7 protein-coding genes and 1 pseudogene are annotated in these 12,135 nt (G+C 40.9%); 2 read left to right on the top strand and 6 right to left on the bottom strand.

The genetic code is table 11. The features are described 5' to 3' along the window. On the bottom strand, nucleotides 1–921 hold a 921-nt coding region (tssI, locus tag Xvie_RS19155; RefSeq protein ID WP_139838902.1), incomplete at its 3' end, for a type VI secretion system tip protein TssI/VgrG. A 1,559-nt stretch (nucleotides 922–2,480) separates the two neighbouring features. Here tssI and Xvie_RS19160 point away from each other — a divergent pair. Continuing rightward, complete coding sequence (locus tag Xvie_RS19160) at nucleotides 2,481–3,398, top strand: integrase domain-containing protein (RefSeq protein ID WP_086110726.1); 918 nt, start codon at nucleotides 2,481–2,483, stop codon at nucleotides 3,396–3,398. A gap of 120 nt (nucleotides 3,399–3,518) precedes the next feature. After that, a pseudogene (locus Xvie_RS19165) lies at nucleotides 3,519–3,698 on the top strand (transposase); the annotation flags it as partial. A 156-nt stretch (nucleotides 3,699–3,854) separates the two neighbouring features. On the opposite strand, the gene Xvie_RS19170 reads toward Xvie_RS19165, so the two are convergent. From Xvie_RS19170 to Xvie_RS19190, 5 genes are all read right to left on the bottom strand, one after another. Next, the gene (locus Xvie_RS19170) at nucleotides 3,855–5,861 is read right to left on the bottom strand and encodes a Shedu immune nuclease family protein (protein ID WP_086110727.1); all 2,007 of its coding nucleotides are present in this window, start codon (nucleotides 5,859–5,861) and stop codon (nucleotides 3,855–3,857) included. 51 nt (nucleotides 5,862–5,912) lie between these two features. Next, the gene (locus tag Xvie_RS19175; RefSeq protein WP_086110728.1) at nucleotides 5,913–8,816 is read right to left on the bottom strand and encodes a type III restriction-modification system endonuclease; all 2,904 of its coding nucleotides are present in this window, start codon (nucleotides 8,814–8,816) and stop codon (nucleotides 5,913–5,915) included. Further along, the gene (locus Xvie_RS19180) at nucleotides 8,816–10,765 is read right to left on the bottom strand and encodes a site-specific DNA-methyltransferase (RefSeq protein ID WP_086110729.1); all 1,950 of its coding nucleotides are present in this window, start codon (nucleotides 10,763–10,765) and stop codon (nucleotides 8,816–8,818) included. Before Xvie_RS19180 ends, Xvie_RS19175 begins: the two co-directional genes overlap by 1 nt. A gap of 27 nt (nucleotides 10,766–10,792) precedes the next feature. Further along, on the bottom strand, nucleotides 10,793–11,098 hold the full coding sequence (locus tag Xvie_RS19185) for a hypothetical protein (protein WP_244175741.1): 306 nt from the start codon (nucleotides 11,096–11,098) through the stop codon (nucleotides 10,793–10,795). A 101-nt stretch (nucleotides 11,099–11,199) separates the two neighbouring features. Then, a protein-coding gene (locus Xvie_RS19190) for an IS5 family transposase (protein WP_139838901.1) occupies nucleotides 11,200–11,966 on the bottom strand; the annotation gives its coding sequence in 2 pieces (ribosomal slippage) (nucleotides 11,200–11,591 and nucleotides 11,591–11,966; 768 coding nt in all). Between the last annotated feature and the right edge of the window lie 169 nt (nucleotides 11,967–12,135).

Below are 12,135 nucleotides of genomic sequence, written 5' to 3' on the forward strand. Positions count from 1 at the left end.
GAATTCTGCGGGCCATGCGGGATTTTTGAAGGTGTAGTCTTTAAGTTGCACCTGTGCCGGGCGAACCTGTGCCCGGTGTGTCAGGTTGCTCACCGCCGGCTCTCCCAGTGTACTGGTGTCACCCGGCTGATAGGGCAGGACAATGCCCGGCGGGACAGAGCCGGCATCATCGGCAAACACCAGCGTATTGCGTCCGTTGCCGCATTCAAAAAAGTAGAAGATGCCTTCTTCCGTTGTCAGCCGTTGCAGGAAAGCAAAGTCACTTTCCTGATATTGCACACAGAATTCCCGTTCAGGGTGGGCATGGCGCAGGCTGAAGACGACATCACGGATACCATGCTCTTTCAGGATAGTGGTGATAATGGCCGCGATGTTCAGTTGCTGGAAGATACGCGAATTCTGGCGTAGGGTAGTGCGCCACAGATCCGGGCGAATACTCATCTGGTAGGTGGTTTGGTGCAACCCGGTATTACTTTGTTCAAAGCTGGCGACAATACCGGTGATACTCCGGCTTTCTACGCCATCCTGTGTGATCGTCAGGGTGGCGGAGCGGTCGAGTACGGCCGGAAAATCTATCGCAGGGTCCGCACTCGCCAGCCCCACTTCCAGCTGGAACGGCTGAGAAAAGTGTTCATTCAGGGTAAAGTCGGTGACGACAAAGGTTTGTGGCGCCAGACTGCCGGCGGTCAGCGTAAATTGCAGGCCGCTGGGCGAACTTTCGCCCCCACCCCCCGGCAACTGGCTGGCTTTTTGCAGGGCTTTGGTGGCGGCGTGCTGGCCATCTGCCGCCCGTTTGGCCAGTCCCTGTCCGTGGCCGCCCAACATCCCTGCGGTTTGCTGAGCCAGACGGGCGCCTTGTTGCCCCTGCTCAAACAACGCCTTTCCTTGTTGAAGTTTCGCAATGTGCTTTTTTACTGACATGGTGTATCTCCCTAAAATAATGACGGATAACGTTATGGGGCAGGTTATCCAGCCTGATAGCCGTGCAGGCCATAACGTTCGGGCACAAGATTTCAATCAGACCGACGTTGTTTCTGACAAATTCGATAATTAAAAAATCACTACGCGGTGTTATTTCTTTTCCGGCATCCAGGTAAGCTGAAAATTTCACACAGCGGTATTGATATAATTTGAATAAACTTTGATGTCAGAATGCATCGTTTAATTCATGGCAGATAATAATAATGGAAAATAATAAATAACGGACAAGTAAAAACCAAATGAAATCAAGTGAAATAAAAATCCCTCATCTGACAATGACGGGATAAAAAGTTAAAATGATTGCTGTATTAGAGGAATGCGCTGTGTTTTTATATATAATAACATTATTGTCTTGCGGAGTGTTGCTGTCAGACAAAACAGGATTTCCGTAATGTAATGAGTTAAAAGCAAAAAAATAATTTTTTTATTTTAAAGTTCATGATCATTTTCTTTTTATGATAATGATCGCAAAAAAAATTTAAAAAGGTAAATGCATTTATTAACCCAATTATTAAATGAGGTGGTATAACAAAAATAAATATTTTATTTGTATTAAAAACGCATATTTAGTGATTTTTTAACTAAAGTGAATATTTCTATGGGATAATTCTCATAGAGGTAATATTAAAAAGATATTTTTACATTTTGGAGAGACAGATATTCGATTCAGTTGGATATACCCGGTAAAAAATAAGAGATAGGATAAGGCAAAAGTTTGACTGCGCCTGACACAATCGTTAATCTCTTTCTTGTTATCTTAATGATCCCATCGCCTGTAAGGATCACCTCCGGGTGGCGAAATAAAACTCCTGTAGCCTGCAAGGGAGTGCATCATAATGCGGTACATCTGCACACTTTTGGAAGCAGATATCGTCGGACACCTAACCCTCCACCTGACGATGAAAGTTCCCGGTGTTACTCACCACCGGTTTACCCACGCAATAGAGGCAGAACACACTCGGTCTCACGCTGATCGATACCGTTTTAACCGGTACAACATTCACCTACATTCCAATTCATCACGATAAACGTCCTGAAAGCTGTGCGGCGTCACTTGCGTTAAAGCGCAGCGATTACCAAGTGACGCCGCAAAGAGGCCAACGTCTAGAGCACGTCCGGTCTGGCTTTACGACCGATTTGAACCCCGCATTACTCAGTGAAACCACTAAAAACAGACCATTAATCACCATTTTGTTTGATTGATAAACGATCGTCATATCTGATTTTCAACCCATTGCCTGATAGCAGGCTAATGCAGTAAAAATTAAGGAGAAATTCATCACGTCAAGATAATGAGGCGTTCATCCTGATGGGATCAGGCTCTGAACGGAGAGCATGCCATCGCCGTGCTGAGCACGTCGCGAGCTCCTGCAATAACTCAACACAATTCCGCCCTGCTACACATTATCTGACGCACCACGGAACGGTGAACCTGAACCGACACGCAGGGAATTGTTTTAAAAACGACTAAAAATGAAAAAGTAGCAAGAGAGGCGAGAATGGCGCAGGGATCGACACGTTCAAAGGTTGAACAGTTCAGAAAAGCATTTATCACTCATGCCCGACAGGCGGGCGGGAGTTTTGTCACAGTGGCGGATCGTGAGCGGATTGCACGGTACTTCCTTGATTATTTAAAAAACAATGGCATCAAACTCCGGCAAATGGATAGCTTGAAGGTGAAATATATTGAGCGCTACATTGCCGAACGAAAAGCTCACCCTATTAATCATCGAACTCTGCAAAATGAGATGTCTGTACTGCGAGCCATTTTAGCGCAGGCCGGAAAGCACAAGCTGGCCAATCCCGCGAATGCCCGTCTGAGCAATCAGGCTTTGGGTATCGCTGATATGAGCCGCAAGGGAACGAAAACAGCGCTGACACCGGCCGCGTTCAGAGAAATCTTTCAGCAGGTGGAGCAAAAAGACCGGAATGTCGCCGCGGTGATGCAACTGGCGTATGTGTTGGGACTGCGTACTAAAGAAGCGGTGGAAGCCTATAAATCGTTAGCGACCTGGAAAAAAGCACTGGAAAACGGTCATACCTCCGTGCGGGTGGTGTTCGGCACCAAAGGTGGACGTCCACGGCAGACGGTCATATTGGATCGGGAAGACCTGCAACACGCGATTGCCTATGCGGAACGTGAGCAGGCCGGGCACAGTGGCAAATTGATTGATAAACCCACAATCACGCAGGCTATCGATCGTTACCGCTATATTGTCAGAAGTGCAGGACTGAGCGGCAATAAAGCGCCACACAGTATGCGTTATCATTTTGCGCAGCAATCTGGTGCATATTACAAAGCACAGGGTTTTAGTGAGCGAGAAGCGCTGGCGCTGGTCTCGATGGATTTGGGGCATGGCGATGGACGAGGACGCTATATTCGGCAGGTGTATTACCAGAACGGAGAAACGGAATAGCACTATTTTCACTGACAAAAGGTAAATTATCAGGATTAATCACTATTCTACTTGACCGTCAGCTATGAGCGAAGTATATACATTCACACCCTGAGAATTACACTGTTAGATGATTCAGGGTATCCGCCTGAAATCAGAAAAGTGATCTATACGACAAACGCAATAGAATCACTGAACAGCGTGATCCGTCACGCCATCAAGCGATGCAAAATATTCCCGTCGGATAATTCCGTGAAAAAAGTGGTCTGGCTGGCGATTCAGGCAGCCTCTAAAAAGTGGACAATGCCGCTCCAAGACTAGGGTATTGCGATGAGCCGATTTATGATTGAATTCAGTGACCGTTTAAACGGTCACATGTAATAAGATGACATGGCGATTACACAAAATACTAAACAAGGTCGGTTTTTCTGCTTCTGAGAAAAACAATCAGTCACTGATAAACAAAATTTCTATTTATTACTCCAAATTTAAATACTTAAACAGAACTTTGTTTCTCTTTTTAGCATCTAAAACCAATTTATCAAACGATATAACTTCAATTACAGCATTCAAATTTTCGTTGTAGTAGGTATACCCCTCATCATCAAGTAAAGGCTTATAGTCTCTAACATCAAGAATCTCCCTAATTGATGATGTTAAATCACAAATTACATAACAGTAGATAGGTATCCTCTTATCAAGATACACTTCTCGACCCTTCTCGTTGAAAATCTTATCTCTCTTACGTAGCTTGACCACATAGCCAATAACCTGATCAATTGGATTATCTTCTGGTTTGTAGTTATCCCGCATAGGACGTTTAAACTCGACAATAATAGCCGTTGAGGTTTGCTTTCTATCATCGCCATACACGATAGGATTGTTAAAAACTAGAAGATCTGGACGCTCACTTGAATCTATATTAGTAACTGACTTGAATGACTTATCTGAGGCAAGCTGTTGGTGATACGCCATCCTTTCATCAATCAACCAAAGATTGTGATCTGTTACCTCATCGCTTGTTGAACGGATAGGCATAATAATATCGTGAACCATATCTTCTAAAGCGTACTTATCTTCATCCTCATTTTGAAATTCTAAACTGAACTCCAATGCGTCAATCACCGCTTTTCTATGAACAATATACTTAGCAAGGTTGGATTTACCAGCTTCGTTCAGATCTTCTGTATATTTGGCTAGAGCTTGTTTATACGCTTTATAGTCTTTGATTTTACTTTGCTTAAAACGATCTTTCAGTCTATGCGCTTCTTGTTTCAATTCTAGTTCGAAGTTACGATTGAGCTTGTGTAACTCCAAGTCTAATTTTTCTGGCGTGTAATCAAATGGAATTGACTTTAACCAATCAGGGCGATTTTTCAGGATGTGGCGATACTCGTAGCCAGCCCCATTTACGTATTGCTCAATCTCTTCTTTATGTTTCTTAAACATTGTTTCTAGGTATGGTTCAAAGATTGCCATACCATAGACCATCAACTCTCTTACGATAGTATTTACAGCAGGAAAATCATCATCTTCATCACAAAGATCGACCCGTTCAGCTATTCTAAACCCTGTTCGTTCTTGGTTAACGTATTGATTAAGATACACAGAAGTAACATAAATCGAAAAGTTGAATTTATCACCGCTCACATCTTCAAAAGATGGTGGAATATTTTCACTAAGCTCTTTTAGCGTATAGCTTTTAACACTTCTTGAATCAGCACACAGAAAAACCTTATGGTTTTTCTGCTTCTTGATTTTGTTATTTTTGAAAAAATGAGCAGTAAAACTGTGGCTTCCGACCTTAAATTCTTTTTTTTCTATATCATTGGTGTAGCTAGTGTTGAACAACAAAACTAGATCCACAGAGTCACCGTCATCACCGTTTAAAACAAACGATTCGATCTTGTCTTCGAGGAAGTAAATCAAACAATGCTCTATGATCTCTGACGCAATCACCTCTAGAGATTTTGGTAATCGTGAACGATAAGGTTCTTGGATATTTTTTAGAGATACTTTCGTAGAAACTTTGGTTGAGCAATCCACTTCAGTAATTTTTTCACTATCAAAATCAACATCTGCGATTGAAAAGCCAAATGTTAGCTGTTTCTTAGACTCACTATCTGTATAGACACTCTCAACCTCTACAGAATCGAACGCTTTCAACCAAGTAAAACGCCCGACACCTTTACAGCCAAGACTTGATTTATATGTGGATTCAGCCGTTTTAAAAGAGCGATAATTGTCCGCATTAAAACCAAGACCAAAATCAACAATATCAAATGAAGTAATTTGCTCGAACCTTAAATCGTCTTCTGAAAGTACATTCTGTGTTTTTTGTCGATACGCAGTAACTTCTAGCTTTGCTCTCTCATTCGCTCTAGTCGCTTGAATAGAGTTCACTATCGCTTCAAACAGAGGCACAAGCCTATCACTAGGCGACAAAGTAAGATTTTGAACTTTCCCTTTAACATCTATTTGCACTGTCAATCCTTAGCCATAAAAGACAGCCCCTCATTTTGAGGGGCGTTATTATTATAGATTTTGTTTAATCAAGTCGTAGATCACATCACCTGCAAACTGAGTTTTAAACTCAACCTTCACTTCTTTACTGATCTGGTTGAAAAGTTCTTTAGCGTGCTCAATCTTACGCTCTTCTTCTTTTCTAAGACTCTCTTTTCTTTCAACATTCTTTGTTTCTATGATGAAATTTAGGTATTCGCCCTTGCTCGTTTTTACTACGTAAGCAAAGTCAGGTGAGTAAGTGTAACCACCCGACACAGGGATTTTTATTGAATTTTTAGGGATCTTGGTAAAGACTGAAACAGACTCAATTTCACCATCGGTAATATTGAGCTTTTCCAGTTCAGAATCGTAAAACACATCTTCAAAGAGATAACTATCTAATGGTGGTAAAGAGTGATCGGAATGAACACCGAGATCGTTTGCTGCTACATCTTCACGAGGTTGACCATTTTCATCAGTGAATTTAGTCGGGTGCAGACTATTAGAAATGATGTTATAGCCAAGTCCAAATTTGCTAAATGAGTTATGTAACAAGAACTTACTAAAGCCAGATTTAATCTTTCTAATTGTCTGGATATTCAAATAATCAGTAATGTTAACCGTATCTTGTACCGAGACAAAAGCTTTGTGTAGTGTAGACGGTTTGATAAATGCTGTTTGTGACAAGCGATTAACAAACTTTTTGTATGTCATAGTACAGAACTTAGTGAAGTCGTCATCATCACCAAATACCGTTTTTGACATTGCCATATCGTTACTAACATAAACTTTCTCGATACGAGTTTGAACACCAGTTTTCTTAAACTTATCTGACTCATCAAGCAGGTACTTAGTAAAGAGATTGAGAAAATCTTCTTCACTAGCGATCTTGTACTCAAGAACGGCTTTCTGGTTGATCATTTCCCACAGTTGCTTAAGCTCGTCAAACTTACCAACTCGCATTTTTGAACGGCTCTTACCTTCTGTAGCAACTTTAATTTTGCCTGTCTTAACACCACTTGGGAAAGCGTCAGGATAGGATTCTTTCAACTGAGTATAAGCATTCGATCCAAGCAAGTTTTTACTTTTGTCGATAATGCCTTTTTGAAGCAGATCCATCATCAAGTCCAATGCTTCAAGATCAGGATATTTAGACAAAATTTTATCTTCTAGTTCTTGAGTCAACTTAGACGGAACTGTCTCTTTGAAAGATGTCTCATTCACTTCTTGAACTAATGAAGCTACAAAGTCTTTCTCTGTAAAATCAACAAAGTAGTTCAATCGAAACTCACCGTTCACACGAGCCATATATTCATTGACTGGCAAACGAAGCCCACGACCAACTTCTTGAAGCTTAGATGTTGTACTACCACTAGATCGCAGCTTACACAGTGTAAATATGTTGGGGTTATCCCAACCTTCACGTAACGTCCACTTGGAGAAAATAAAACGTCTAGGGTTGTCTAGCGATAGAAGCAGCTCTTTATCGTGCAGAATTTCATTGATTTCTTGCTCGATCTTTTCATCTTTATCACTGTTATCCTTTGAGAAGTAACCACCGTGAACACTACTTATGTCAGCGACCGTTTTCTCCAAATACTGCTTATAAAACTCATCTTTTTCTGTTTTGAGAAGCGACTTAGCCTCTGCTAAAACCCATTCTTCAAACTTGGTTTTTAAGCTCCCAGATATGTTATTTCCATCACGGTAGCCTTCAATATCATCGATAAAAAACAAGGTTAAGGGCTTGATTCGAGGGCGTTGTGTCAGCATTTCTCGTTCGACCTTGAAATGCTCTTTAATCGCTCTACGCATCATATTGTCTTCAAGCGTATCAGAGTATGAGTAAGGGTTGATTGACTCATTAACTTTCAACTCAACACCATTACTGAGAACAACCATCTTTGTGTTCATCGACTCAATGTATAAGTCGTGAATTTCTGTGTGAGTTTTAGCTAAAGATTCACCTTTACCGACTTTGATAATAGTTTTTGAACCATTTTCATTAAGCTCAAAGGATGCTTCTTTGGTCGTGGATTTTTTGAGTGTCAGACTCGCAACATCATCACCCACCATTTCTTCAATAAATGTGTTTATACCTTTAACAAGATCATCGTTAAATGCGTCAACTGCGGTCAAACGGTAGACAAGGTTTTCATACTTTTCATTGAATGTTGCACCATAACGAATGATGTTTTGTGCATTGAATTTTTCAATGTTGTTCCACGTTGTTTTCTCTTTAGGAAATTTATGAGGCTCATCAATAATAACAAATGGTTTTACTGCACTAATCGCCTCAATTGGCGTGTTATACTTATTGTCTAACAAGCCACGGTCATACACCTCAGTCAAAGATGGTGAGTTCACCATTCCTGAGTTAATAACCATTACGTGGATATATTTTTTGTTGTAATTGTTCGCCTCAACAAAGTCGTGAACGGCTTGAGGCATATAAGATTTCATGTTTTTCTTAGATGATTTTTTGCTCTCTACTACATACGTTTTAAGCTCTCGCTCTGTTTCTCGAAAGTGCTCTTTGAGAGCAACACTCTTAAGAAAATTTACCGTACCAGCTTTGATAGAGAGAGTTGGCACTATAATAATAAACTTATTAATGCCAAACGCTTTATTCAGCTCAAACATTGTTTTGGTATAGGTGTAAGTTTTCCCCGTACCTGTCTCCATCGACACATCAATAACATTACTATTTTCGTTGTAATGCTCCTTGCTATGTTCGATTCCATTGAATTCGTGAATAGCTTTGATGTTTGAGCGTAGCTGCTGCTTGGTGATCATTAACTCAGGGTTTGCTAATAGTCGAGCACTCTGATCGTCATCTAGTTGTGGCTCTACCCCAATAAACATATTAAGAACTGCATCGACACCTGCTTTTTGGTGTGGCAGATTCTTTTCAAAAGTAAATCCTTTGCTCATTAGTTACGTACCACCACGTCAATCTCGATAGATTTTTTATTTGCGTAGCTCTTCAGTGCCTCGTTCAACTCCATCTGCTTAACGCTGTCGAAATTGTTTGCATAATAAACAATCTTGTTCGGATCAAAATCTTTATCGTCCGTATCATCAAGCTTATGAAGTAAGGTTTTGAGCGCATTGCTACTGAAATCTGGTGCGATCATATACAAACGTCTATCACATAGATGAGCGGTATATCCATCCAGATTAATATTGTAGAGAGGCGTTGTTAATTCACTACCATCGTATAAAACCCAAGTAGTAAGCAAAGTGCTGTACTGCTCATCAGTAAGGAGAACATCATCGAACATTGTGAGATTGGACAGCGTTAGCTCTTCTTTTTCATCATTTTCAACACGGAAGTCTTCAACAGTTTCAAAGATTTTGAACCCCTGTCCATCTTTGCAAACTCGATTCAAACGCTCTTTCGTTAAATCAAAGACTGTGTCATAGCCATTTTGTAACGGCTCGGAGTCTGCTTTAGAAGGCTCAGGCAACTGTACAGTAATAAATCGATAATCAGTATTCTCATTTTTGTTCAAATTCATTACAGCATTTGCAGTTGTTCCTGAACCAGCGAAGAAGTCTAAAATAAGCTCATCACCGTCACAAACATAAGAGATCAATTTTTCGAGTAGTTGTACGGGTTTGGGATTTGTGAAAGCCGTTTTCATTTCGGGGAAAACTTCTCTCAATTGGTTTGCACCTAAACGACCATCAAGATCAATAACACTAGCGAATTTCTCTTCAAACTCGTCAGCATATAGCTTTAACTCGACAATCTTATTGTGATCTTTACCATAAAGAATCTTATCGTTTTCTATCAACTCTCTCATCGTAGATTCCTTGAAACGATACCCCATTAGAGGCTGCTTACAAGGCTGCTTGGTTTCTGGATGTATTACATTATATCTATATCCATCTTTACCTGGGTTATGCACACTTTGACTACCTGTGTATACACCTCCCTTATCAATAAATTTGTACCTATCTAGTGGACCCAATTGAAATTTGTTTTCTTTAAACCATTTGGTGTAAGCTGCTTGCAGCTCTTTAAGGTCAGAGTATTGAGAGATGAGTTCTGCACCAACACTTATCAATATGCCTTTGATATCTGAAAGGTTACTCTTCCATTTTGTTGCTACTTGTGACTTATCTTTTGCGTATGCAATGACATACTCGTGTTCAATTGCAATATTTGTAGGGTTATTATCGGTAACATTTTTCCAGATGACATTTCCTAAAAAGTTCTGCTCTCCAAAAATTTCATCACATAAAATCTTTAACTGAGCAGCTTCATTGTCGTCCAATGACACAAAAATCGCACCATCACTCTGCAAAAGCTCACGAGCTACATATAAGCGAGGATACATAAAAGTTAACCAAGCACTATGGCTGCTGGAGCCTTGATCAGTAAAGCTTAAAACTCGTTCAGCTTCCTCAGTATCAATCCCCGCTAGTTCTGATAATTGCTCTTTTGTGAACTTGCGGTCATCGTTGTATGTAAAACCGTCCTTACCAGTGTTGTAAGGTGGGTCAATGTAGATCATCTTGACCTTTTCACTGTAAGCGTTAACTAGGTGTTTCAGAACCTCAAGGTTGTCGCCCTTAATAAGCAAATTTTTACTATTTTTATGTTGTTCTTGAGAGTTGTGCTCAATATCTTCGTGAATCAGGGTATTAGGTGGTAGGTTAGCTAATAGGCGTGAGTATGACTTACCCAGCCAGCTTAGTGAGTAACTTTCTTTTGATAGTTCAATATCACTTTCATTAACGACTTCAAGCATTCGCTCTTGAATGAAGTTACCATCACGATCAAAGCAATTTGGGAAGTGTTTCTTGAGTATTGCAAGCTGCTTACTGCTTGCAGTCTCTACATTTGAATATACTGTCTCTTCTTTAATGTTCATTTTTATTCCAAATTCAATGACTTATAATTAATCGTTATCTGATTTGTTTGTGATTTTGACAGATACTTCGGTAAAACCTATCCGAAGTAACTCAGCGATAGCACCGTCTAAGCTCTTAAAGATACGAGCGTCATAAGGCTGCCTAGAACTGCTCAGCACAAGTGGCTCACCGTTACCATCAAAAACCACCGTGTACTTGCCTTTGAAGCCCACGACTTGCGCCTGATCTAGAATGCCACTCTTTACTCTTTCTTTTGCCATAGAGCTAAGAATGCAATTTCCACCGTTTAATCCTGAAATCATCCTGACTAACTCAATAGTTGTTTTTGCCACGATATCAAATATCGTTTCAATAAGAAATAATGCTAATCACATAAACTGACCAACTTGAAAATTTCAGGCTCAACAGAATAATTTTTCGCTATATAGTGTCGTCATGAAATTTTCAGCCAAAGCGCGAGACAACGGATCTGAACTGCGGCGAGGAAAGACTGACTGTTTTTCGCATATCGCGTTGCTATACCACGCCAGCGTTTAAGATGAAGGAACGCATTTTCAACCAAATGTCGATATCGGTAGAGTTCCCTGTCATATTCCCGTTTTATCCGACGATTTTTTCGGCTGGGTATTTGAACCTGCATTCCTTGTTGTTCAGCTTGCTCGACAATGGTGTTACTGTCATAGCCTCTATCCGCTAACAAATGTTCGGCTTCCATTCCTGTCATTAAGGCTTCAGCTTGTGAACAATCCGCTGCGGTACCGCTTGTAATAAGTACTCTGACCGGCATACCATGCGCATCCACGGCCAGATGTATCTTGGTGTTGAGCCCCCTTTTGTACGCCCCATATCCTGATTACCGCCTTCCGCGCCTGTTGCATGGGGATGAACCTTAATGTGACTGGCATCAATCATCAACCATTCGAAATCCGGTTTAGCGATAAGCTGCTCAAGTAATCCTTCCCATATTCTTTTGTCACGCCACCGACAAAAACGGCGATGCGTATTTTTCCAGTTACCATAATCGGGCGGTAAGTCTCGCCAAGGCGCACCTGTTCGTAAAATCCAGAAGACCGCATTAATAAACAACCGATTATCGTCAGCGACACGTCCCCAAGCGCCCTGACGTCCTGGTAGGTGAGGTTCAAGTAAACGCCAAATATGATCAGAAATATCGTGACGGCGGTGTACTGGTGTGCTCATGATTAAGTTGCTTATATATTGAATCATGGGGATATTATCGCATAAATTAATTTATGACGACACTATCTAATACTACAGCCGTAATCCCTATTGTGCCATGATGGGGCTCTTCTTCCTTAAATAAAAGGCGGTGTCACATGCCATCCCCTGCCAAAATCTGGGAACAAGA

It is taken from the genome of Xenorhabdus vietnamensis (assembly GCF_002127535.1).
In the GTDB taxonomy this organism is placed as follows: Bacteria; Pseudomonadota; Gammaproteobacteria; order Enterobacterales; family Enterobacteriaceae; genus Xenorhabdus; species Xenorhabdus vietnamensis.

What these genes read in the sequence shown, in the direction of transcription:
- Xvie_RS19160 (WP_086110726.1), top strand. Translation starts at nt 2,481, where the DNA reads ATGGCGCAGGGATCGACACGTTCAAAGGTTGAACAGTTCAGAAAAGCA.
- Xvie_RS19175 (WP_086110728.1), bottom strand. Translation starts at nt 8,816, where the DNA reads ATGAGCAAAGGATTTACTTTTGAAAAGAATCTGCCACACCAAAAAGCA.
- Xvie_RS19180 (WP_086110729.1), bottom strand. Translation starts at nt 10,765, where the DNA reads ATGAACATTAAAGAAGAGACAGTATATTCAAATGTAGAGACTGCAAGC.